At 69.0% G+C, this 23563-nt stretch carries 21 protein-coding genes and 1 tRNA gene; 5 read left to right on the top strand and 17 right to left on the bottom strand.

What is annotated here, in order from left to right:
• Positions 1 to 43: 43 nt before the first annotated feature.
• The gene (locus ACQP0P_RS42225; RefSeq protein WP_433367147.1) at positions 44 to 175 is read right to left on the bottom strand and encodes a hypothetical protein; all 132 of its coding nucleotides are present in this window, start codon (positions 173 to 175) and stop codon (positions 44 to 46) included.
• 139 nt (positions 176 to 314) lie between these two features.
• On the opposite strand from ACQP0P_RS42225, the gene ACQP0P_RS42230 reads away from it, so the two are divergent.
• Positions 315 to 1538: a sensor histidine kinase gene (locus tag ACQP0P_RS42230; protein ID WP_433367150.1), complete on the top strand. Its 1224-nt coding sequence runs from the start codon at positions 315 to 317 to the stop codon at positions 1536 to 1538.
• 136 nt (positions 1539 to 1674) lie between these two features.
• Here the strand turns inward: ACQP0P_RS42230 and ACQP0P_RS42235 are convergent, their stop codons facing one another.
• On the bottom strand, positions 1675 to 3045 hold the full coding sequence (locus tag ACQP0P_RS42235) for a cystathionine beta-synthase (protein ID WP_433367153.1): 1371 nt from the start codon (positions 3043 to 3045) through the stop codon (positions 1675 to 1677).
• A 131-nt stretch (positions 3046 to 3176) separates the two neighbouring features.
• Between ACQP0P_RS42235 and ACQP0P_RS42240 the strand changes: the two genes are divergently transcribed.
• From ACQP0P_RS42240 to ACQP0P_RS42250, 3 genes are all read left to right on the top strand, one after another.
• Positions 3177 to 4151, top strand: a complete 975-nt coding sequence (locus tag ACQP0P_RS42240; RefSeq protein WP_433367156.1) for an SGNH/GDSL hydrolase family protein — start codon at positions 3177 to 3179, stop codon at positions 4149 to 4151.
• Between the two features lie 59 nt (positions 4152 to 4210).
• On the top strand, positions 4211 to 5554 hold the full coding sequence (locus ACQP0P_RS42245; RefSeq protein WP_433367159.1) for a PQQ-binding-like beta-propeller repeat protein: 1344 nt from the start codon (positions 4211 to 4213) through the stop codon (positions 5552 to 5554).
• A 205-nt stretch (positions 5555 to 5759) separates the two neighbouring features.
• The gene (locus ACQP0P_RS42250) at positions 5760 to 6980 is read left to right on the top strand and encodes an acetyl-CoA C-acetyltransferase (protein WP_433367162.1); all 1221 of its coding nucleotides are present in this window, start codon (positions 5760 to 5762) and stop codon (positions 6978 to 6980) included.
• Between the two features lie 33 nt (positions 6981 to 7013).
• Here ACQP0P_RS42250 and ACQP0P_RS42255 read toward each other — a convergent pair whose 3' ends face one another.
• The 15 genes from ACQP0P_RS42255 to mfd all read right to left on the bottom strand — a co-directional run bounded on the left by ACQP0P_RS42255 (position 7014) and on the right by mfd (position 22220).
• Positions 7014 to 7424: a PPOX class F420-dependent oxidoreductase gene (locus ACQP0P_RS42255; protein WP_433367165.1), complete on the bottom strand. Its 411-nt coding sequence runs from the start codon at positions 7422 to 7424 to the stop codon at positions 7014 to 7016.
• A 70-nt stretch (positions 7425 to 7494) separates the two neighbouring features.
• Complete coding sequence (locus tag ACQP0P_RS42260) at positions 7495 to 7734, bottom strand: DUF4287 domain-containing protein (RefSeq protein ID WP_433367168.1); 240 nt, start codon at positions 7732 to 7734, stop codon at positions 7495 to 7497.
• A gap of 173 nt (positions 7735 to 7907) precedes the next feature.
• Positions 7908 to 8693: a Bax inhibitor-1/YccA family protein gene (locus ACQP0P_RS42265; protein ID WP_364211771.1), complete on the bottom strand. Its 786-nt coding sequence runs from the start codon at positions 8691 to 8693 to the stop codon at positions 7908 to 7910.
• 147 nt (positions 8694 to 8840) lie between these two features.
• Positions 8841 to 9224 (bottom strand): winged helix-turn-helix transcriptional regulator, encoded by a 384-nt coding sequence (locus ACQP0P_RS42270; protein ID WP_433367172.1) that lies wholly within the window; start codon positions 9222 to 9224, stop codon positions 8841 to 8843.
• A gap of 108 nt (positions 9225 to 9332) precedes the next feature.
• Positions 9333 to 9405 (bottom strand) — tRNA-Leu (locus ACQP0P_RS42275).
• A gap of 173 nt (positions 9406 to 9578) precedes the next feature.
• Entirely contained in the window at positions 9579 to 10895 is a 1317-nt protein-coding gene (locus tag ACQP0P_RS42280; protein ID WP_433367175.1) for an NAD(P)/FAD-dependent oxidoreductase, read from the bottom strand.
• Between the two features lie 171 nt (positions 10896 to 11066).
• Positions 11067 to 11867 carry a uracil-DNA glycosylase gene (locus tag ACQP0P_RS42285; RefSeq protein ID WP_433367178.1) on the bottom strand — a complete coding sequence of 267 codons (801 nt, stop codon included), beginning with the start codon at positions 11865 to 11867 and terminating at the stop codon, positions 11067 to 11069.
• A 192-nt stretch (positions 11868 to 12059) separates the two neighbouring features.
• The gene (locus ACQP0P_RS42290; protein ID WP_433367181.1) at positions 12060 to 13136 is read right to left on the bottom strand and encodes a hypothetical protein; all 1077 of its coding nucleotides are present in this window, start codon (positions 13134 to 13136) and stop codon (positions 12060 to 12062) included.
• A 232-nt stretch (positions 13137 to 13368) separates the two neighbouring features.
• The gene (locus tag ACQP0P_RS42295; RefSeq protein WP_433367184.1) at positions 13369 to 14328 is read right to left on the bottom strand and encodes an exopolyphosphatase; all 960 of its coding nucleotides are present in this window, start codon (positions 14326 to 14328) and stop codon (positions 13369 to 13371) included.
• Positions 14325 to 14843, bottom strand: a complete 519-nt coding sequence (locus tag ACQP0P_RS42300) for a DUF501 domain-containing protein (RefSeq protein WP_433367187.1) — start codon at positions 14841 to 14843, stop codon at positions 14325 to 14327. The genes ACQP0P_RS42295 and ACQP0P_RS42300 overlap by 4 nt, the downstream gene beginning before the upstream one ends.
• Before the next feature lie 40 nt (positions 14844 to 14883).
• Positions 14884 to 15294: an FtsB family cell division protein gene (locus tag ACQP0P_RS42305; RefSeq protein WP_433367190.1), complete on the bottom strand. Its 411-nt coding sequence runs from the start codon at positions 15292 to 15294 to the stop codon at positions 14884 to 14886.
• A gap of 180 nt (positions 15295 to 15474) precedes the next feature.
• A complete protein-coding gene (gene eno / locus ACQP0P_RS42310; RefSeq protein ID WP_433367193.1) occupies positions 15475 to 16752 on the bottom strand; it encodes a phosphopyruvate hydratase in 1278 nt (425 codons plus the stop codon).
• 279 nt (positions 16753 to 17031) lie between these two features.
• Positions 17032 to 17979, bottom strand: coding sequence for a MazG family protein (locus ACQP0P_RS42315; protein WP_433367196.1), 948 nt, complete (start codon positions 17977 to 17979; stop codon positions 17032 to 17034).
• 9 nt (positions 17980 to 17988) lie between these two features.
• Entirely contained in the window at positions 17989 to 18636 is a 648-nt protein-coding gene (locus ACQP0P_RS42320; protein WP_433367199.1) for a SurA N-terminal domain-containing protein, read from the bottom strand.
• A 26-nt stretch (positions 18637 to 18662) separates the two neighbouring features.
• Positions 18663 to 22220: a transcription-repair coupling factor gene (mfd, locus tag ACQP0P_RS42325; protein ID WP_433367202.1), complete on the bottom strand. Its 3558-nt coding sequence runs from the start codon at positions 22218 to 22220 to the stop codon at positions 18663 to 18665.
• A gap of 600 nt (positions 22221 to 22820) precedes the next feature.
• Here mfd and ACQP0P_RS42330 point away from each other — a divergent pair.
• Positions 22821 to 23549, top strand: a complete 729-nt coding sequence (locus ACQP0P_RS42330; protein ID WP_433367205.1) for a class I SAM-dependent methyltransferase — start codon at positions 22821 to 22823, stop codon at positions 23547 to 23549.
• Positions 23550 to 23563 lie beyond the last annotated feature (14 nt).

Raw genomic sequence — 23563 nt, forward strand, 5'->3', positions numbered from 1 at the left:
TACGGCCCTCCCGCACTCCCCCACCGAAGAGCACGAACAACCACTACGCACCACCCTCCGCGATTCCCTCGGCGCGCTCCCCGGTGATCCGCGAGAGCAGGACCGGGTCGGCGAGCGTCAGGGCGACGCCGACCAGCAGGCCGACGACCGGCAGCAGAGTTCCGACGACGGTCATTTCCCTCTCCCCCTTCGACGTCTCAAGCATCGGTGCGGCCGCCCTGGCACCGCCTCCGCTGAAGGGCCGGTTCGAACCGGGACGGCTCAGCCGAACGGCCGATACGTCACCTCCCCCTTCAGGTTTAGGCTCTGGGACCGTGGGGGAAACGAACCGGCTCGTCTACTGGGTCAAAAGGCTCAGCGAGATCGTGTTGATCGGCTGGCTCCTCCTGCTCCTGCTGATCGACGTTCTGGTGGTGGCGGGCTCGGGCAACGGGGCGACGTGGCCGAGTCTCGTGTGCGGTGTGGTGGGCGTCGCGGCGGTGCTGTGGCGCCGCCGCCGGCGGGTCGGCGGGTTCGTCGCCCTGCTGGCGGTGTCGTTCCTGTGCAGCCTGGTCATCGGCATCGCCGAGGGGAACGGCACGCCCGGCCTGGCCGAGATCGGGACGCTGCTGGTCCTCACCGTCGGCGGGCTGCGCGCGATCGAGCCGGTGCGGCGGGCCGCGCTGTTCTCGCTGGCGGCGATGGTCGTGCTGGAGGCCTCCTGCGTACGACTGAACGAGACGACCGCCAGTGTGGTCACCGGCTTCCTGCTCTTCGTGAGCTGGTCGTTCGCCGCCGGTATCGGCGCCTACCTCCGCTTCCAGCAGGAGCGCCGCAGGGAGGCCGTGGAATCGGTACGGCGGGCCGAGCGCCTGGAGCTGGCCAGGGAGCTGCACGACCTGGTCGCCCACCACATCACCGGGATCGTGGTGCAGGCGCAGGCCGCCAAGGTCGTCGCCGAGCGGAAGCCGGAGGCCGTGATCCCCTCCCTGGAGGCGATCGCCGGCGCCGGGGCCGACGCGCTGACCTCGATGCGCCGCCTGGTCAGCGTGCTCCGCGCGCAGGACGAGGCCACCCGCTCACCGGGCAGCACGCTCATGGACATGCGCACGATGGTCGAGCGTTTCTCCACCGCCGGCCCCCAGGTCGCCTTCGACATCGGTCAGGGCATCACCGACGGCACCGTGGCCCCGGAGGTGATGACCACCCTCCACCGGGTCCTCCAGGAGTCGCTGACCAACGTCCGCCGGCACGCTCCTGGCACCGGCTGGGTCGAGGTGGACCTGAGGCTGACCGACGGCTCCGACCCGCGTGTCTGGGCCAAGAGCAGGCGCGCGGGGAACGGCTGGGAGCCGGGGAACCCGGAAAACCCTGCCGGGGACGCCGTGCGGCTGCGGGTGCGCAACTACGGCTCGGCGTCCGATGTCAGGATCTCCCACCTCGGCGGCGGCTTCGGCCTGGTGGGCATGGCCGAGCGCGTCGAGGCGCTCGGCGGCAGGCTCATGGCCGGGCCCACCCATTCCGGCGCCTGGGAGGTGACGGCCGAGTTCCCCCTCTGACCCGCGGGGACGGCCCGAACCCCGACCGGGGTCTCCCTGCCGACGTTCGGGCGGTCTCGGTGATCGGCGGTCTCAGTGATCGGCGAGCTCAGTGGTTGGCGAGCTCAGTGGTTGGCGAGCTCAGTGGTTGGCGAGCTCAGTGGTTGGCGAGGAAGGCAAGCAGGTCCTGACGGGTGAGCAGCCCGACGGGCTTGCCGTTGTCGAGGACGACCGCGGCGTCGGCCTTCTCCAGCGCCTCGACGGCGATGGAGATCGGCTCCCCCGCGCCGATCGTCGGCAGCGGCTGCGACATGTGGGCCGCCAGCGGGTCGGTCGGCCGCACCCGGCCGCGGTACAGGGCGTCCAGCAGGTCTCGCTCCAGGATCGAGCCGACCACCTCGGCGGCCATGACCGGCGGCTCCTCCTTCATCACCGGAAGCTGCGACACGCCGTACTCGCGCATGATCGAGATGGCCGTGTCGACCGACTCGTACGGGTGGGTGTGCACGAACTCCGGCATACCGGAGTTCTTCCGGGTCAGCACGTCCTTGACCAGGCCCTCGTCGCTGTAGGTGGTCAGGAAGCCGTAGTCGGCCATCCACTCGTCATTGAAGATCTTCGAAAGGTAGCCGCGGCCACCGTCGGGCAGCAGCACCACGACCACGTCGTCAGGACCGGCCTGCGAGGCCACCCGCAGCGCCGCCACCGTCGCCATGCCGCAGGAGCCGCCCACCAGCAGCGCCTCCTCGCGAGCCAGGCGGCGGGTCATGCCGAAGGAGTCCTTGTCGGAGACCGCGATGATCTCGTCGCAGATCGTGGTGTCGTAGGTGGCCGGCCAGATGTCCTCGCCGACGCCCTCCACCAGGTACGGCCGCCCGGTGCCGCCGGAGTAGACCGAGCCCTCCGGGTCTGCGCCGATGATCTTAACCCGGCCGCCGGAGACCTCCTTGAGATAGCGGCCGGTGCCGCTGATCGTGCCACCGGTGCCGACGCCCGCCACGAAGTGGGTGATCCGGCCCTCGGTCTGCTCCCAGATCTCCGGGCCCGTGGAGCGATAGTGGCTCTCCGGGTTGTTCGGGTTGGAGTACTGGTCCGGCTTCCAGGCGTTCGGCGTCTCCTTGGCCAGTCGGTCGGAGACGGAGTAGTAGGAGTCGGGGTGATCGGGAGAGACCGCCGTCGGGCAGACCACGACCTCGGCACCGTAGGCGCGCAGCACCGCGATCTTGTCCTGGGCCACCTTGTCCGGCACCACGAACAGGCACTTGTACCCCCGCTGCTGCGCCACGATGGCCAGGCCGATTCCGGTGTTGCCCGAGGTGGGCTCCACGATCGTGCCCCCCGGCCGCAACTCGCCCGACTTCTCGGCGGCGTCGATCATCCGCACCGCGATGCGGTCCTTCACCGAACCGCCTGGGTTGAAATACTCCACCTTCGCCAGCACCTGGGCGGAAATACCCTCCGTCACCTTCTGCAGCCGGACGAGAGGGGTGTTGCCCATCAGTTCGACGAGCGAGTCATGTACGCGCACCGGAATATCACCTCGAAATACCAAAGCTCTGTCAGCTTGTTGTGTTGATCGCCGTGATCCCATGGGGGTGGCGGGACCTCGGCCATGTTCCAAGGCAACGCTACCGCCCCGTACGGAGGGAGCAACGTCACGTGATCTGGACACCCGGGACGGCGCGAGCCGCCCGTCGCATCGCCGCGGCGGCCGCACTGGGAGGGGGAGGCGTCACCGTGCTCGGCGCGGTGACCTACGGGCTGCTGCTGGCCGAGGCGATGGTGGCCCGCCGCGCGGTCGGCCGCCCGCACGGCATGGACGGACCGCCTTCTGACGGCGTGTACGGGGCCTTCGGCGGCGAGCCGATCCGGATGGCCATGCTCGGTGACTCCACCTCCGTCGGCCTGGGTACCACGAACCCCGCGGAGACACCCGCCGTGCTGATCGCCAACGGGCTGGCCGTGATCGCCGAGCGGCCGGTGCGGCTGACCGTGGCGGGAAGGTCGGGGGCGACCTCCGCGGAGCTGGGCGACCAGGTCGACGAGGCGCTCAAGGCCCGGCCCGAGATCGCGGTCATTTTCATCGGCGCCAACGACGTCACCTCGCAGACCGTACCGGCCCAGGCCGTACGGCACCTGCAGAAAGCGGTCCGGCGGCTGCGGGAGGCGGGGGCGGAGGTGGTCGTGGGCACCTGTCCCGACCTCGGCACGGTCAGGCCGATCGCGCAGCCGCTGCGCTGGGTGACCAGGCGGTGGAGCCGCCAGCTGGCCGCCGCGCAGACCGTCGCCGTGGTCGAGGCGGGCGGGCGGACCGTGGCCTTCGCGGACCTGCTGGGGCCGGAGTTCGACATGAACCCGTCGGAGATGTTCGGCCTTGATCGTTATCACCCATCTAGCCAAGGCTATCTCCAGATAGCTTACGCAGTGCTACCTTCCGTATGCAGTGCGTTGGAGCTTTGGCCCGAACCTCGCGTCCAGCGCACTGAATCGATCTACCTCGCGGCGGCCAAGGCCGCGGAGGAGCCCGGCGCCGAGGTCTCCGCGACCCGTGTCGCCGGTCGAGCGACCGGACCCCAGGGACGATGGGTGACCTTGCTCGGCCGGAGGCCCGGAAAGCGACCCGACAGCGCCTGAACACGGTCACCCTCCGCCGCGAAGCCGTAACGCCTCGCCCGCATTGGAGTGGAATACCCGTGATCCGGCCCCTCGCGAAACCGGCCCTGGTGCTCGCCGGAGCTCTGACCCTGGGCGGCTGCTCCGGCAGTGAAGCGGCCACCCCTGACCATCCCACCTGGCACAACACCGAGGTGAACGTGGTCAGCCGTACCACCGTCGCCGATGGCGTAGCCATGACTACCTCCATGAAGCCGGACGGCACGCTTGAGGCGGTGGCCGTCGACCTCGCCACCGGCAGGAAACTGTGGGCCCACCCCTCGACCATGGCGGGCCGCCTGCCGGGGATGGGGGTGCCCGCTCCCGCGATCGTCGAGACCGCCACCGGGCAGACCGTCGCGGTGACGGTCGACCCCGCCAGGCGGGGGCGCTGGAAGGCCACGCTCGTCGGCCTCGACGCCAGAACCGGGGCGCGCAGATGGAGCCGCCCGGTGCACTCCACCTTCGGCCCCCAGCGGTGCGGAGCTTTCGTGTGCGTGTCCGAGCACACCGCGCTCGCGAGCGCCCGCGTCGTCGTGCTCGATCCGGCCACCGGCAGGATCGTATGGAAGCTCCCCGGCATCGCCGAGGTCGAGTGGTCCGACACCTCCCGGGTGGTCTTCCTCCGCCTCGCCCGCCATCCCGTCCTGGAGTCGCACGACCTGAAGACCGGCAAGGTCATCTGGCGGGTCCCCGTCGAGCAGGCCCTGGGCTCCGGGGTCGACCTGTCGGGCGGCTGGTCCTTCGGCGCGACGACGGGAAACCTCGTCGGGTACGTCGCCCCCTACACCAACCCGAAGACGAGCAAGGTCTCAGCCTTCGGCCTGTTCTCCGTCAAGCTCGCCGACGGCACCGTCAACTGGATGCGCCCGTCGGTGGTCCGTGTCTATCCCAGCGGCAGTCCCGGCTTCGCACCGGTGGTCCGCCCGGTCGACCAGCAGGGCCAGTACGGCGGGTTCGCCCGGTTGGAGGCCGACAGCGGCCGGGTGCTCGGCCAGATCTCCGCCGAGCAGGTTCCCGAGTCCGGCTGGTGGCTGGCCTTCCCGCCCCGGATGGAGAAGGTCGGTTTCCTGCGACACGACAAGCCGGGCAACACGTTCGACCTCTCCACCGGCCGCAACGCCGATGTCAAGGACGAGCACGGCTGGTCCTTCTGCGCGACCGATCCCAAACCGCTCGCGCTCAAGGGCCAGAACTCCGGGTTCTACTCGGTGGCCTCGCTGTGCGAGTTCAGGCTGGCCGACGGCAAGCGGGTGTCCGGTCCGGGCGTCCCGCCCGCCTGGTTCACCGGCAGCCAGAACGGCTGGCGGATGTGGCGCGACGAGAAGGGCGGCCTCCACGGGATCAAGGACGGCGACGGCACCTCGCCCGGCATGTACGGCTGACATCCGTGGCCGATGTGTGAGACCGGCACCGGGCGCGACATCCGCGGCCCGCGAGGGGCGGTCGACTCGCGACAGTGCCCCGTCCCCGGACGGGGCACTGTGCATCTAGTACAAAGTTCTGTTTCAATGCCGCCCTGGGCGTGGCTTTGGGCATACCGCACGGTACGCTCCGCTGGAGGAGCAGATACGAACCCAGGAGAGCCACATGCCCGAGGCAGTCATCGTCGCGACCGCGCGCTCGCCCATCGGACGCGCCTTCAAGGGGTCCCTCAAGGAGATCCGCCCCGATGACCTGACAGCACAGATCATCCAGGCCGCGCTTGCCAAGGTCCCCCAACTCGACCCGACCACGATCGACGACCTCATGCTGGGCTGCGGCCTGCCGGGCGGCGAGCAGGGCTTCAACATCGGCCGCGTGGTCGCCACCCTGCTCGGCCTGGACGGCGTGCCTGGCACCACCGTGACGCGCTACTGCTCGTCCTCCCTGCAGACCACCCGGATGGCGCTGCACGCGATCAAGGCGGGCGAGGGCGACGTGTTCGTCTCGGCGGGCGTGGAGTGCGTCTCCCGCTTCGCCAAGGGCAACTCGGACTCGCTGCCCGACACGCAGAACGCGCTGTTCGACGATGCCCGCGCCCGTTCGGCCAGGGCCGCCGAGGGCGGCGGCGAGGTCTGGCACGACCCGCGCGAGGACGGCCTGCTGCCCGACGTCTACGTGGCGATGGGCCAGACCGCGGAGAACCTCGCCGGGCTGAAGGGCGTCTCCCGGCAGGAGCAGGACGAGTTCGGCGTCCGGTCCCAGAATCTGGCGGAGAAGGCCATCGCCAACGGCTTCTGGGAGAAGGACATCACCCCGGTGACCCTGCCCGACGGAACCGTGGTGAGCAAGGACGACGGCCCCCGCGCCGGCACCACCTACGAGGCCGTCTCGGCCCTCAAACCGGTCTTCCGGCCCGACGGCACGGTCACCGCAGGCAACTGCTGCGCGCTGAACGACGGCGCCGCCGCGGTGATCGTGATGAGCGACACCAGGGCAGCCGAGCTCGGTATCACCCCGCTCGCCCGGATCGTCTCCACCGGCGTGACCGGACTGTCCCCCGAGATCATGGGCCTGGGCCCTGTCGAGGCCTCGAAGCAGGCCCTGGCCAGGGCGGGCATGTCCATCGGCGACGTGGACCTCGTCGAGATCAACGAGGCGTTCGCCGCCCAGGTCATCCCGTCCTACCAGGATCTCGGCATCGACATCGACAGGCTCAACGTCAACGGCGGCGCCATCGCGGTGGGCCATCCCTTCGGGATGACCGGGGCCCGCATCACCTCCACCCTGATCAACAGCCTCGCCTTCCACGACAGGTCGATCGGGCTGGAGACCATGTGCGTCGGCGGCGGCCAGGGCATGGCCATGGTGCTGGAACGCCTCAGCTGAGGCCGGGGCCGGGACCGACCCCCGACGCCCCGGTCAGCCGTGGACGTCGGGGCCGGCACGAGTGATCGTGATCTTCACGATCACTCGTCGGTCCCGCTCCATGGCGGCCCGGTAGTCGTCCCAGTCGGGGTGCTCACCGGAGATGTCGCGGTAGTAGGAGACCAGGGTCTCCATCGCCTCGGGCAGCGAGATGATCTCCGCGGTGCCGTCGATCTGGATCCATTCGCCGAAGAAGGCGTCGGTGGTCACGCAGAGTGAGAGTCGCGGGTCCCTACGCAGGTTGCGGACCTTGGCCGCGGTCTCCCGGGTGCTGACGATCGGGTTCCCCTCCGCGTCGAGCCCCACGGTGACCGGGGAGAGCTGCGGGCGTCCGTCCAGGTGCGAGGTCAGCATGATCGCGCGATGGTTGGCGCGGATGAATCCGCGCGCCTTTTCATGATCCATGAGCTCATCATGGCGCACACGACAGAGCCCGCACCACCAAGGTGGCGCGGGCTTGGCGGAGATAGTCGACTTACAGGTGGCGGGTACGGCGGTGCCGCTCGTGCTCGTGCACTATGGCGGCGGCGTAGCCGTGGGACAGCCCGTGCTCGCTCGCGAGCCAGGTGGCGCGCTCATCACAGCGAAGGAACGACGGGCCGTTGTCGATGGCTCGGAACCACTCGGGGAGTGCACGTCCCGTGATATCCGGGACCCTTGCGATCAGCTTGCTCTGCGTCTCCATTGAGTGGTTCAACGACATGGGCACCTCCACGGATAGGCTCCTTTGCTCGACAGTGCATCACGAAAGCGCAGATGGCAAGCCCCGAGATGCTCTCTCTCGTCGCGGTTCGTCTATCCCCCGTTGCCTTCCGTTCACTCACACATCGGCTCAGAAAAAAGAAGACCCCGCAGGATCGAATCCGGCGGGGCCTCCTGACGTTACGGTCAGTCGCTACTCGAGAAGTAGCTCAGCAGGCGCAGGATCTCCAGGTAGATCCAGACCAGGGTGACGGTCAGGCCGAAGGCCATCAGCCACGAGTACTTCTCCGGGGCGCCGGCCCGCACCCCGCGCTCGACCTCGTCGAAGTCCAGCAGCAGGAAGAAGCAGCCGATGAGGATCGCGGCGATGCTGAACACGTAGGCCAGCGGACCACCGGAGCGGATGCCGATGCCGTCCTCGATGAAGAAGCCGGCGAGCAGGTTGACGAGCATGAGACCCATCAGGCCCAGACCCGCGGCCACCACGAACTTGGTGAACTTCGGCGTCACCCGGATGATGCGCAACGCGTAGACCGTCAGCATGGCACCGAACGCCAGAGCCGTACCGAGCACCGCCTGGAAGACGATGCCGCTGTACAGATTGTTGTAAACGTGGCTGATCACGCCGATGGCGACGCCGTACGCCACCGAGTAGCCGAGGATCAGCGCGGGGTTGGTGCTCTGCTTGAACGAGATGATCAGGGCCAGCACCAGGCCGACGATGACGCCGACGATCGCCGCGCCCATGCCAAGGTTGAGCGCCCAGGCGACCGCCGCCGAGACAACGAGCGTGCCGAGCGTGATGAAGCCACGCACGACCACGTCGTCGATCGTCATCGTCCGCTGTGCGGGCGGCGCGTACGACGGCGTGTTGTACATTCCCTGAAGCTGGTCAGGGGTGGGGGTCGGCATGCCCCATCCCTGCTGATGCCCCTTGGCCTGCCGACTGAATACGGGGTTCTTGCTCTCCATCGCTGCCTCCACGCTGCGACCTACGCGATCAGCGTATTAGATCGGTTGTCACACGGCCGTATCGTGCTGATATCCATGTTGTTCAAGTGACCGTACGGCTACCGCCGATGTTGCCAACGAACGGTCGGCGCGTCTGGTTCCCGGACCTCACATCTCCTTCGCCGATCTCTCGTCGAAAAGGCGCTGTGACGCCTCGACCTCGTCGAGGTTGCGGCGCGCCCACTCGCAGAGACCGGTCACGGTGACCGAGAGGTCGCGGCCGATCCGGGTGAGCACGTATTCCACCTTGGGCGGCGAGGTCGGATAGACGTTGCGCTCGACGATGCCGTCGCGCTCCAGCGCCCGCAACGTTCGGGTCAGCATGCGCTGGTTGATCCCCTCGATCCGCGCCTTGAGCCGGGAGAACCGCTGAGCCTCGTGCCCCAGGGCCGCGATCACCAGCAGGGACCACTTGTCCCCGAGGTGATCGATCACTTGCCGGGCGATCCCATTGGCCCGAAGCATCGGCTCCAGGTTCGCCTCGTTCCCCATGGTTACTATTTTATACCAGGGTTCCATCGAATCCCAAGTAGTTAAGAAAAATCGGCCCGTGACCACATTTGCACTGGTCACAGGCCGATTGTCGAATGGGCAATGCGGTACCCCCGGAGGGACTCGAACCCTCACTCGAACCCTTTTAAGGGGTTTGCCTCTGCCATTGGGCTACGGGGGCGCCTAATCATACGTAACGGACCACTCATGCGTAACTGCTCAAGCCAACCGTCGCATGACTCACTGCTCCAAATCTACGGACCCGTCCTGGATTCGGGAACCCGGTCAAGGAATAGCACACCGCCGACAACGACGAATCCAGGGGTGGACGCGAGTGTCCACCCCCGGAGAAGTTCAGGTCGTCGCCGCGGCGCGGAACTCCGTACGCGGCTCTTCGATCTCTCCGAGAGAGACGGTCTCGCGCTTGAAGAAGAGCGCCAGGGTCCAGTCGGCCGTCACGCGGACCTTGCGGTTGATCGTGGGCACCCGCGACAGATGGTAGGTGCGGTGCATGAACCACGCGGCAAGCCCGCGGAGCTTGATCCCGTAGACGTTGGCGACCCCCTTGTGCAGACCCAGCCCCGCGACGGAGCCGACATACCTGTGCCGGTAGTCGATCTGCTCCTTCCCGTGGAGCCTGCGGGTGATGTTGTCGGCGAGGACCTTGGCCTGCCGTACGGCGTGCTGGGCGTTGGGCGCGCAGTACTGGCCCGGGTTGGTCACGTCGGGCACGCCCGCCACGTCTCCGGCCGCGTAGGCGTCCTCGACGCCGACCACGGTCAGCCGGGGGCTCGTCTTGATCCGGCCACGCTCGTCGAGGGGCAGGTCTCCGGCGTTGACGACCGGGCTGGGCTTCACCCCGGCGGTCCACACGATGGTGGCGGACTCGAACTCGTCGCCGTCGGAGAGCTTGACCAGGCCGCCCTCGCAGGAGTCGAGGCGGGTGTTCATCTTGACCTCGATGCCGCGCTCGCGCAGCTGCTCGGCGGTCCACTTGCCCATCTCGGGGCCGACCTCGGGCAGGATGCGGTCGGTGGCCTCCACGAGGACCCAGCGCATGTCCTCGCGGGAGATGTTGCGGTAGTAGCGGGTGGCGTCGACCGCCATGTCCTCCAGCTCCGCGAGCGCCTCGACACCCGCGAAGCCGCCGCCGACCACGACGAACGTCAGCGCCCGCCTGCGCAGGGCCTCGTCGCCGTCGCTCTCGGCCCGGTCGAGGAGCTCAAGCACCCGGTTTCGCAGCGCGATCGCCTCACCGACGGTCTTGAAACCGATCGCGGCGTCGGCCAGGCCCGGAATGGGGAGCGTACGGGAGACCGAGCCCGCGGCCATGACCACGATGTCGTAGTCGATCTCGTGCGCCGTGCCGACGTTGGGCGCGAAGGTGAGGCTCTTGGCGGCGTGGTTGACCTTGGTCACCTTGCCGTTGAGGATCGTCGCCTTCGAGAGCACGCGCCTGAGCGGGACGACCACGTGCCGGGGCGAGAGGTTTCCGGCGGCCGCCTCGGGCAGGAAGGGCTGGTAGGTCATGTGGGACTCGGGGGTGAGGACAGTGATTCGCACGCTTCCTTCGCGCAGTTCCTTGCGGAGCGTGTGCTGCAGGCGCAGCACGGTGTAAAGGCCGACATAGCCTCCACCGACCACCACGATGTGCTTGGAGTTGCGGTCCACTTCGACGCCTTCCTTAGGTCTCGGTGCTTGTGAAACCTTTCACAAGGATACGTGCGCACCCCCGGCCGCGCCAGCCTAGAGCCTGGCAATTTATCCGAAATTTTCGCCGATAGCTAGAAACGCCCTCTCTTCTCGCGAAAATTTCTATCGATCTTCTGATTGTGATTGAGTTCACAAGTTGCGGAGCACGTTCGCCCTGGTGAAGAGCTCATCGAGCATCGGTGCGGTCACCCGGCCGGTGAAGGTGTTCTGCTGGCTGGGGTGGTAGCAGCCGAGAAGGTACGCGGGATTTCCCCCGGGGGATGTGATCTCCACTTCGGCGCCGTGCCCGAAGGGCGGTCTCGGCCGGGGCAGGGCGTATCCGGCGTCCTTCAGCGCGGGCCAGATCGCCTGCCAGGCGAAGCCTCCCAGCGCGACGACCACCCGTACGTCCGCCGAGACCAGGGCGACCTCACGGGCCAGCCAGGGGAAGCAGGTGGCCCGCTCGGCCGGCTCGGGCCTGTTCGCGGGCGGAGCGCACCGGACCGCCGCCACCATCCGCGCGCCGACGAGCCGCTGCCCGTCGCCCGCGTGCAGGCTGGTCTCCTGTACGGCCAGCCCTGTCCGGTACAGCGAGGCGAACAGCCAGTCACCACTGCGGTCGCCGGTGAAGATCCTCCCGGTCCTGTTGCCGCCGTGCGCCGCCGGGGCCAGTCCGACGATCAGGATCTTGGGCCGCTCCGCGCCCCATCCGGCGACGGGCCGGCCCCAGTAGGTCTCCTCGGCGAACGCCCGCCTCTTGACCGTCGCCACCTCCTCGCGCCACTCCACCAGGCGCGGACAGGCCCTGCAGACCGACTGGGCGGCCGTGAGCTCAGCGAGGCTGCCGCTCTTCTCCGCGAGCTCGCGCACCTCGGCGGGGTCGTGGGCGACGGGGGTGTCGGGCTGGGCGGGATCACCGGGCCAGCCGGATCCGGGAGGAACACAGGTCATGAATCCGATGGTGCCCGATGCGGGAGACCGCGGAGCCCACCGGGCCCTCGCCTCCCGCAGGCCCGCCGGGGAGGCGGGGCGATCGGAGTGGAAAGGCGACAGGCGGCGCCCGCTGGGTGCGGACACCGCCTGTTTCACTCCGGACACGTCCCGGCGTCAGCCGCCGGGCACGCTGTCGCGACTGTCAGGCCATCAGGCGGGAAGAGTCGCGGTGGGGGTCGGAGTGGGGGTCGGGGTCGGGGTCGGAGTGGGGGTCGGGGTGGAGGTGGGCTTGCAGAAGACCTTGCCCACCGCGATGCCACTGGTCGGGCCACCGTAGATCTCGATCGCACGCTTGGCGTAGCCGGACGCCGAGGCGGTCCAGGTGTCGGTCACACTCTGGCTCTGCGCGCCGTGACCGCTGAAGTAGACGCTCTGCCAGTCACCCGCGACACCGTCGCGGATCCAGCGGTACTTCACGGCGCCACGGACGTGCGAGACGCTGATCGTGCCGGTGAACGTGCGGGCCACCGGGCAGGCGCCGGCGTAGTCGGTCGGGGCGCTGACGTAGGCGGAGACCTTCGGCGACGTGTCCTTGCACCAGATCTTGAAGTAGGCGCGGTTGGACGAGGTCTCGACCGGGTCGATGATCTCCAGCTCGGCCCAGCCCCTGAAGTCGTCACGGGGCTTGATCACGTGGTAGACCTTGCGCGAGCCGTTGACGTGAACGGCGTCACGGTCGACGACGCGGCCGTTGACGACCCACTGGTAACGCACCCAGCGGGAGCCGGAGGTGTTGATCCGACCGATCAGGGTAGCCTCGCAGTTACCCTCGTCGACCCACACCTGCGCACCGACACCGGGCCTGACGACCTCGTGGTCGTCCTCACCGGCGCCACAGGAGACCGAGAAACGGCCCTTCGCGGAGGTGGCGGCACGCGGAGCCAGGAGCTGGATGGCCTGCCAGCCCTTGACATCGCCCTTGAAGGTCGCCTTCTCCTTGACGGTGAAGCTCTTGACGCCCTTGCCGCGGAAGGTGAAGGTCTGGACCTTGCCCTTGGATCCGTCTCCGCGCAACCACCGGTAGGCGACGGTGGTCTTGGCCTTGACGGCCTTCACCTTGATCTTCGAGGAGAAGGTCACCTTGACCGGGCACTCACCCTCGTACTTCGAGGGAGACGCCTTGGGAGTGCCCGCCCACACCGCGGGCTTCGGCTTGGCGACGGCCGCGACCGTCTGACCCGACCCACTGGCCGCCGCTGCGGGCGTGGCCAGCATGCCTACTGCCATGGTTGCCAGCATGGCCGCGCTGGCTCCTGCTGCGGCTAGCTTTCTTGCTAGTCCGGACTTCATGAGGGGATGCTCCGTTCGTTGGGAAGCAAGATTTGCCCTGGAGACGGTTGCCGCCCCGACAACAAGCTGTGCCGGGCCCACGGCAAAGTCCCACTAAAGCTTCTTTACCTAACCATAAACGGGAAGCTTTCCTCAATACTCCCTAAACAGGTGAATTGTCTAGGTCTTGTTATGATGTGGCTACGGACCACGCGATGCCGTCGAGGATGTCGCGCTCGCTGGCGACCACATCGCCGAAACCGTAACGGGTCACTATCCGGTCGAGGATGAGCGCGCCCGCCCCGATCACGTCGACCCTGCCGGGGTGCATGACGGGAATCGTCGCCCGCTGCCAGGCGGTCATTCCAAGCAACCTGCCGGCGATGTCATGCACCTGACCTGCGGTAATTCGCGAGTGATGAATTTTCTGCGAATCATATTCAGATAGCCCGAGCGCTATTCCGGCGACCGTGGTGACGGAACCGGCAAGCCCGACCAGCGTCAACGCCCGTTCCACCGGCACCTCGGCCGCCACCTGGTCGAGCGCGTCGTCGATGTCGGCGGTCACCGCCTCGACCGCCTTCGCCGACGGCGGGTCACCCGCGCCGCGCAGGTGGCGCTCGGTCAGCCGGACACACCCGATATCGACGGAGAACGCGGCCTCCACATGCGTCGAGCCGAGCACGAACTCGGTCGAGCCGCCGCCGATGTCGACCACGAGGTACGGGGGGCGAGTGCCTTCGGGTGCGGGCAGTCCCGTCTCGGGCGAGAACCGCACCAGCTCGCGGGTGGCCCCGACGAACGACAGCTCCGCCTCCTCGACGCCCGTGATCACTTCGGGCTCGACGCCGAAGATCTCGCGTACGCCGTCCACGAAGTCCTGCCGGTTGGCGGCGTCCCTCGTCGCGCTGGTGGCGACCACGCGGACCGAGGTGGCCGCGTGCCGGTCGATGAGCTCGGCATAGCCGCGCATGGCGGTGAACGTACGCTCCAGGGCGTCCGTCGCCAGCCTGCCGGTCTCGTCGACCCCCTGCCCCAGCCGGACGATCTCCATTCGGCGCTCGACGTCGATCAGCCTGTCCCTGCCGACCTCGGCGATGAGCAGGCGGACGGAGTTGGTACCGCAGTCGATCGCGGCGACGCGGATCACTTGCTCTCCTCTACGTCTTCGACGTCCACACACGGCCCGGCGGCCCACCACTCGCCGAGCGCGTCGAGGGCCTCACGGCCGAAGGGGTTGCTCCCCGGCACCGCGAGCTCGTGCCCGACCAGGGCGTGCAGGCATTTGACCCGGGTGGGCATGCCCCCGGTGCTCTGCATGTCGCGGGGCAGCGGCTCCAGGCCGTCCGTGGCGGCCGCGGCGTCACGGCGCGCCACGTAGTCCTCGTGGGCGGCCCGATACGCCTCGGCCAGCTCCGGATCGGCGGCGAGCCTGGCCTGCATCTCCCGCATCATCCCCGAGGTCTCCAGCGTGCCGATGGCCGAGGCGGCCCTGGGACACGTGAGGTAGAACAGGGTCGGGAAGGGCGATCCGTCGGGCAGTCTCGGTGCGGTCTCGACGACGTCGGGCAGCCCGCACGGGCAGCGGTGCGCCACCCCGCGCAGTCCTCGCGGCGCCCGGCCGAGCTGTCGCTCCACCGCCGCCACGTCGCGGTCATCAACCATTCGTGACACCCCCAAGAAGATGACAACCAGGGTATCGGCGTCACCCGGCGGCCCTGGCCGCCTTCTGCCCGGTGCCGCTGTCGGCGGCCTTGACCGAGTCCCACAGCGTCTCGTACCACGGTGGTTTGGCGACCGCCTTCCGCTCACCGGCCGTGTTCCTGCCCGGCGCGGGCGACTCGCCCATGACGACGTAGCACTTCTGCCCGGGGTCGCAGTAGAAGAGCCGCTCCCTGCCCTGCCGCTTGATGAAACCGGGGTCCAGGAGCTGCTTGTGGCGGTCGTCCAGGGCTTTGATCGCGGCGATCTCCCTGGCCTTCTCCTGCTCCAGCTGGGCGATCTGGCGGCGCTGGGCGACGTACTCCCTGATGGGGTAGGCGAGGCTCATGGCGATCGCGCACACCACGATCGCGAGGACCGCGGCCCGTCCCGTCAACTGCGGCCGTGTCGCCATGCGCCCCTCCTCGTCCCCACGTTCTCGCGGCCCCGTCCACCGTGCCCCGTCCACCGTGCCCCGCACAGCGGCTCCGACACCGGCGGTTGCCGATCTCCGTATCTCGGGAACGCCGGACCGCGGTCCGGCGTTCCCGAGGTACGGCCCGTGCTCGGAACGGGTGCGAGCCGCCAGAAGAAACTACCGCCGGAAACGCGGGAAGGCCGCCCGACCCGCGTAACGGGCCGCGTCGTCCAGAAGCTCCTCGATGCGGAGCAACTGGTTGTACTTGGCCACCCGGTCGGAGCGGGCCGGGGCGCCGGTCTTGATCTGGCCGCAGTTGGTGGCCACGGCGAGGTCGGCGATCGTGGTGTCCTCGGTCTCGCCGGAGCGGTGGCTCATCATGCAGCGGTAACCGCTGCGGTGGGCCAGATCCACCGCGTCGAGGGTCTCGGTCAGGGTACCGATCTGGTTGACCTTGACCAGCAGCGCGTTGGCGGTGCCCTCGGCGATGCCGCGGGCCAGGCGCTCGGGGTTGGTCACGAACAGGTCGTCGCCGACCAGCTGGACCTTGTCGCCGAGGGCGCGGGTGATGGCGTTCCAGCCCTCCCAGTCGCTCTCGTCCAGCGGGTCCTCGATGGAGACCAGCGGGTAGTTCGCGACCAGGTCCTCGTAGAAGGCGATCAGCTCGGTGGCGGACAGGCCCTTGCCGTCGATGGTGTAGACGCCGCCCGTGTGGAACTCGGAGGCGGCCACGTCGAGGGCCAGCGCGACGTCCTCGCCGGGCACGTACCCGGCCTTCTCGATGGCGACCAGGATCAGGTCGAGCGCGTCACGGTTGGAGGGCAGGTTCGGAGCGAAACCGCCCTCGTCGCCGAGGCCGGTGGCGTAGCCCTTCTCCTTCAGCACCGCCTTGAGGGCGTGGTAGACCTCGGTGCCCATCCGCACGGCCTCGCGGAACGTCTCCGCCCCGATCGGGGCGATCATGAATTCCTGGATGTCGACGTTGGTGTCGGCGTGCGCGCCGCCGTTCAGGATGTTCATCATCGGCACCGGCAGCAGGTGCGCGTTCGGCCCGCCCAGGTAGCGGAAGAGCGGCAGCTCGGCGCTGTCCGCGGCGGCCTTGGCCACGGCGAGCGAGACGCCCAGGATCGCGTTGGCGCCCAGCCGCGCCTTGTTGGGCGTGGCGTCCAGGTCGATCATGATCTGGTCGACGCTGCGCTGCTCGGTGGCGTCGAACCCGAGGATCTCGTCGGCGATCTCGTCGGTCACACCGAGGACCGCCTTCTCCACGCCCTTGCCGCCGTAGCGCTCGTCGCCGTCACGGAGCTCGACGGCCTCGAACTGGCCGGTGGACGCGCCACTGGGAACCGCGGCACGCCCCTGGCTGCCGTCGTCCAGGAGGATGTCGACCTCGACCGTCGGGTTACCCCGGGAGTCAAGAATCTCTCGGGCGGTAACGCCCTCGATGGAAGCCACGAAACGCTCCTAAAGTCGCAGGACAGTTTGCCTCAGCAGCGTACCGAGATCTACTTGCCGACACGGCGACCGGGACGCCTCCGAACAATGTTCGCGCAATTTTCATGTGAGGCCCCGAGGACGCGCCCCGTGCTTCCCCCCTTGAGGGACTACCCGTGAGGACACGCCGGCGACTGGACTGAGGAGTGAAGGAGCGAAGCGGATGAACGACGAGGGAAGGAGCCGGATAAGAGCGGCCTCACCGCGACGCGCAGCGTCGCAATCAACACAGCGTCGCAATCAACCCGCGCCGGCGTCGCCAATGGCTCGCCGGTAGGCGCGGGCGACGGCGCGCAACTCGGCCTCGGGGTCGAGACCGGCCGCGTGCCCCTGCCGTACGAGCTCGAAGAGTTTCGCTCCCAGGCCGTCGGCGGGCACCCCCTCGGGGAGGTCCGTTGGGGCTCCGGTGCGCTCGGCGCGGCGCAGCAGCTGCGCGGCGAGGGAGAGCGCGGGCTGGCCCATCGGGACGCCGTCGACCGCCGAGCCCGGATCGCCGCCGCTCTTGGCCGCGCGCTCGGCCGCCTTGATGGTCTCCCAGTTGGCACTGACCTCGCCCGCACCCTCCACCCGGGTGTCGGCGAAGACGTGCGGGTGGCGGCGGACGAGCTTGGCGACGATCCCGTCGGCCACGTCGTCGATGTCGAACCCGTCCAGCCGCTCGCGGGCGACCCGCGCGTGGAAGGCCACCTGGAGGAGCAGGTCGCCCAACTCCTCGCGCAGTGCCGCGTGGTCGCCCTCCTCGATGGTCTCCAGCACCTCGTAGGCCTCCTCGATGAGGTACGGGGCCAGGGACTCGTGGGTCTGCCGGGCGTCCCACGGGCATTCGACCCGCAGCCGGTCCATCACCGAGACCAGGTCGAGCAGCCGCGCGCCCGGCAGGTCGTACGAGCCAGGGACGACCTCGATCACCGGCGGGTCCTGCCGCGCCACGGCGGCGTGGCCGATGGAGCGCATCAGCGCCTCGTCGGCCTCCAGCCACACGACCGTCGCCGCCACCGCCTCGCGGACCAGCGCGGCGGGGTCGCAGGCGACCACCTCGACGTCGATCCCGGCCTCCGCCAGGTAGGGCAGGTGCGGATGGTCCGCAGCCCCGGTGCGGACCGGCCCCTCGGCGAGAACCTGCCAGGCGCGATGGCTGAGCAGCCCCGGGGCGACCCGGGGCGAGGTGGTGACGATGATCAGCGACATGCCCGGAGGCTACTGCTGCGGGGTCTCGGGCTGCTCGGCGGCAGGGGCGGCGGGGGCCCCGGCGGCACCGAAACGGCCGGCGTCGACGAAGACACTCGGCTGCTCCTGGCTCCGCTGCTGGTTGAGCTGACCGTAGCGCGGGTTCCAGGTGATCGGCATGGCCTGCAGGTCCTTGATCGCCTGCTGCTGGCCGCGCTGGATGGCCGCCTCGTCGGTGCCGCCGCCGTACTTGGCGACGAGCTTGCTGATCAGCACCTGCGACCTCATGAACTCGCGGGCGTGCGAGGGGGCCACCGCCTGCTGGAGCATCTGCTGCTCGAACTTCTCCTGGCCGCCCTGGCCCGCGATCACCTGGTCGATCTCACCGTCGGTGACCGTGATGCCCTTGCTCTCCGCGACCTTCGCGTACTGCTTGGCATTGGCCAGCTGGAAGAGCACGAGCTGCGGGACACTGTCCTGGAACTGCAGTTGCGAGGCGGAGACGCCCGCCTTGGCCAGTGCCTCCTCGTACTCGCGGACGTTCTTGCTCAGCTCGCTGGAACTGATGCGCTCTCCACCCACGACGGCGGCGGCGCCGATCTGGTTCGGAGAGCAGGCGGTCAGCGCGACACCGGCGGCGGCGACCGCCAGGATGACGCGCACTCGGGTCGACTTCACATGCGTTCCCTTCACGACAAACGTGCTTACTCTACCCGCGCGGTTTCGAGGAACATCGCCTCGACGAGATCCCCGCACCACTTGAGCAGGTCCAGATCGCGCAGCGGCTGGCCCCCGAGGGGCCTGGTCTTGGGTACGGGCACCAGCAACGTACCGGCCGCCTGCTTCAGCAGTGCCTTCGGGTACAGCCTCTGGAGCCTGACCTGCTGGGAGTCCTTCAGCTCCACCGGCGCGAACTTGATGTTCTGGCCCTGCAGGGTGACGTCGGTGAGCCCGGCACGGCGGGCGCGAATCCGGAAGCGGGCGACCTCGAGCAGGTTCTCCACCTGCTGGGGCGGCCGTCCGTACCGGTCGACGAGCTCGTCGCGCACCGTGCCGATGTCGGAGTCGGAACCGATCGCGGCGATCCGCTTGTACGCCTCCAGCCGCAGTCGCTCGGAGGTGACGTAGTCGTGCGGGATGTGGGCGTTGATCGGCAACTCGACCTTGACGTCGGGCCGCTCGTCCTCCTGGTAGGTGCCGGCCAGCTTGGCCTTCTGCTCCTGCACCGCCTCGGCCATCATCCGCACGTACAGGTCGAAGCCGACGCCCGCGATGAAACCCGACTGCTCGGCACCCAGGATGTTGCCCGCGCCGCGGATCTCCAGGTCCTTCATCGCCACGTACATGCCCGCGCCCATCTCGGTGTGCTGGGAGATGGTGGCCAGGCGCTCGTGGGCGGTCTCGGTGAGCGGCTTCTCCGGCGGGTACAGGAAGTAGGCATAGCCGCGCTCGCGGCCCCGGCCGACCCGGCCGCGCAGCTGGTGGAGCTGGGAGAGTCCGTAGTTGTCGGCCCGGTCGACGATCAGGGTGTTGGCGTTGGGCACGTCCAGGCCCGACTCGACGATCGTGGTGCAGACGAGCACGTCGAAGTCGCGCTCCCAGAAGCCCACCATGATCTTTTCTAGCTGGTGCTCCTGCATCTGGCCGTGCGCGACGGCGACCCTGGCCTCGGGCACGAGCTCGCGCAGCATGGCCGCGACCTTGTTGATGCTGGCCACCCGGTTGTGGACGAAGAAGACCTGGCCGTCGCGCATCAGCTCGCGCCGGACCGCGGCACCGATCTGCTTCTCGTCGTACGGGCCGACGAAGGTGAGGATCGGGTGCCGCTCCTCGGGCGGGGTGAGGATCGTGGACATCTCCCTGATGCCGGTGAGCCCCATCTCCAGCGTGCGGGGGATCGGGGTCGCGGACATGGCCAGCACGTCGACCTGGGTGCGCATGTGCTTCATGGCCTCCTTGTGCTCGACGCCGAACCGCTGCTCCTCGTCGATGATGATCAGGCCGAGCTGCTTGAACCTGACCTCGGACGAGAACAGCCGGTGCGTGCCGATCACCACGTCGACCGAGCCCTCGCGCAGACCTTCCAGGGTCGCGGAGACCTCACCGTCGCTCTGGAACCGCGACATCGGCCTGACATTGAGCGGGAATCCGGAGAACCGCTCGGCGAAGGTCGACATGTGCTGCTGCACCAGCAGCGTGGTCGGCACCAGGACCGCCACCTGCTTGCCGTCCTGCACCGCCTTGAACGCCGCCCGCACCGCGATCTCGGTCTTGCCGTAACCCACGTCGCCGCAGACCAGCCGGTCCATCGGGATCGGGCGCTCCATGTCGCGCTTGACCTCGTCGATGGCCTCAAGCTGGTCACCGGTCTCGGCATAGGGGAAGGCGTCCTCCATCTCACGCTGCCACGGGCTGTCGGGCGCGAAGGCGTGTCCCGGCGAGGCCATCCGGGCGGAGTACAGGCGGATCAGCTCTCCGGCGATCTCCTTGACCGCCTTCTTGGCCTTGGTCTTGGCCTTGGCCCAGTCGGCGCCGCCCATCCGGTTGAGCGTGGGCGACTCGCCGCCGACGTAGCGGGTGACCTCGCCGAGCTGGTCGGTCGGCACATAGAGCCGGTCGCCCCTGGCGTACTCGATCACCAGGTACTCACGGGTGGCGCCCTGTACGGTGCGCTGCACCATCTCGACGTAGCGGCCCACGCCGTGCTGCTCGTGCACGACGTTGTCGCCGACCTTGAGCTGGAGCGGATCGACCATGTTGCGGCGCCGGGACGGCAGCCGCCGCATGTCCTTGGTCGACGCCTTCTGGCCGACCAGGTCGAGGTGGGTCAGCACGGCCAGTGACGGGGTGACGAACCCGTGCTCGATCAGGCCGGTGGTGACGTGGACGACCTTGGAGTCGGGGATCCGCTCAAGGCCCGGCTCCAGGCGCGCGGGCAGGTCGACGCCCTTGAGCAGCTCGACCATGCGCTCGGCGGGGCCGTGGCCCTCGCTCAGCAGGACGACCACCCGCTCGGAGTCGAGCCAGCCCTTGATGTCCGACAGCGCCCGCTGGGTGTCGCCCCGATAGGCCTCCGCCTCGCGCGCCCTCAGCACCAGCCCGCCGTCCGGCCCACCGCCCTGAGCACCGTCACCCTCGCCTTCGACACCGAACGGCGCGAGCGACCACCAGGGCTGGCCGAGCCGCCGCGCGTGGTCGCGGATCTCCTCCAGGGTGCGGAACGCCGCCCCACCCAGGTCGATCGGCGCCTCGCCGCCGGACGCCGCGTTGATCCAGGACGCCTCCAGGAACTCCTGGCTGGTCCGCACCAGCTCGTCCGCGCGCCCGCGAATGCGCTCCGGGTCGCACACGAAGATCGCCGCTCGTTCCCCCAGGTGGTCGACGAGCAGGTCCATCTCCCCGGCGAGCACCGGCGCGAACGCCTCCATGCCCTCCATCGGCACGCCCTCGGCCAGCTGCTCCAGGATCTCGGCCAGCGAGGGGTGCGTCTCGGCGAGTTCCCTCGCCCTCTCCCTGACCTCGGCGGTCAGCAGCAACTCCCGGCAGGGGGCGGCGAACAGCCCGTCCTCGGCCACCTCCAGCGAGCGCTGGTCGGCGACCTTGAACCAGCGGATCTCCTCGACGGTGTCGCCCCAGAACTCCAGCCGGAGCGGGTGCTCCTGGGTCGGCGGGAAGACGTCGAGCAGCCCGCCCCTGACGGCGACCTCCCCGCGCTTCTCCACCATGTCGACCCGGTGATAGCCGTTCTCCACCAGGCTGTGGACGACGCTGTCGAGATCGGCGTCGTCCCCGGCGCGCAGCCGCACCGGTCGCAGGTCGCCCAGGCCGCGCACGATCGGCTGGAGCAGCGCCCTGATCGGCGCGACCACCACATGCAGCGGGCCGGCCGAGAGATCGCCCTCGACCGGGTGGGCCAGCCTGCGCAGCACCGCCAGGCGCTGGCCCACGGTGTCGCTGCGCGGCGACAGGCGCTCGTGCGGGAGCGTCTCCCAGGCGGGGAAGACCGCGACGGTGCTCTCGTCCAGGAGGCTGGTCAGGGCCGAGGCGAGATCCTCGGCCTCGCGGCCGGTCGCGGTCACCGCGAGGACGGTCCTGGCCGCCTTCTCCGCGCCCTCCCTGGCCAGCGCGGCCACCGCGAAGGGACGGAGCGCAGGCGGCGCGACCAGCGACACGTCGGACGAGTCGCCCCCGCGCACATCCCGAAGAAGGGAAGCCAGCTCAGGCTCCCCGGCGACAAGGTCAAGAAGTCCGGAAAGACTCATCAGATTCGCCCACAGCCCCACGACGGCAACACGACAGCCCCGAGCCGTACGGACACGGGGGGTACCTGGTCAAGGCTACCGAATTGCGGACCGGTGCTCCGGCCTTCGGGCACGCGAGACCGCCCGCGACCCGTGAGGCCGCGCCGGCGACTGGACTGAGGAGAGCGGGGTCGCGAGGAACGAGCGACCCCTCTCGACGAGGGAAGGAGCCGGACAAGAGCGGCCTCACCGCGACGCGCAGCGTCGCCATTGACTCGTGAGGCCGCGCCGGCGACTGGACTGAGGAGAGCGGGACCGTGAGGCCGCGCCGGGGACTGGACTGAGGAGAGCGGGGTCGCGAGGAACGAGCGGCCCCGGTCGACGAGGGAAGGAGCCGGACAAGAGCGGCCTCACCGCGACGCGCCAGCGTCGCCGGCAACTCGCGAGGAACGAGCGACCCCTCTCGACGAGGGAAGGAGCCGGACAAGAGCGGCCGAACCGCGATGCGCCAGCGTCGCCATGGGCAGGCCCGAACCGCGACGCGCAGCGTCGCCATATACACCGCCATGTAACAGCGGTAAATGCGCGATGAATCGTGCTGGGTTGATTACTCTTGGTTACATGTCAGAGGTGAGATCGGTCGTCGATCGAGACGACCTGTTGAGTCAGCGGGTCAGGGAGCAGTGGACCAGCCAGCTCGGTCGGCGGCTCGATGTCCTGATCGCCGGGTGCGGATGGCCGGAACCGCTCGACCTGGCGCAGGCGGAGGCCAGGGTCATCGGGATCGACGAGGATCTGCCCGCGTTGCGTACGAGCACGTCCGCCCGCAAGGACCTGGACTCGTGGGCGCTGGGCGACCTGCGCTCCGTGCCGGTGCCGCCACGGGCGTTCGACATCGTCTACGTGCCGTTCCTGCTTGAGCGGATCGAACACTCCGAACTGGTGCTCGACCGGCTGCTCACCGGCCTGCGCCCCGGCGGGTTGCTGCTGGTCAGAATGCGCGACCGGGCCTCGGCGTACGGGGCCTGCGACCGGCTGGCGCCGTCGAGACTGCGGCGGATGCTGTGGCGCAGGTTCGTCCCCTCGGGAACGGTGGGCCCGCTGCCCGCCGTCTACGAGCAGATCGCCTCGCGCGAGGGGATGCACTCCTTCTGCCTGGTGCGCGGGCTGATGGTGACCGAGGACATCTCCGCCGGCAGCGGGCCCGCGCTCAACGGACCTCTCGGTAAGCTTGCCCGCGCCGCCTGCTCGGTGGTGGAGGTCCTCTCCAGGGGCCGCCGGCCCGCGTCTCACGACGAGATAACCATGGTGATCCGCAAGCCCCAGAGCCATTTCGCCCGGCTGATCTGAGATCCGCCGGAGCG

The sequence above is a fragment of the Streptosporangium sp. CA-115845 genome (assembly GCF_050943795.1).
Classification (GTDB): Bacteria; Actinomycetota; Actinomycetes; order Streptosporangiales; family Streptosporangiaceae; genus Streptosporangium.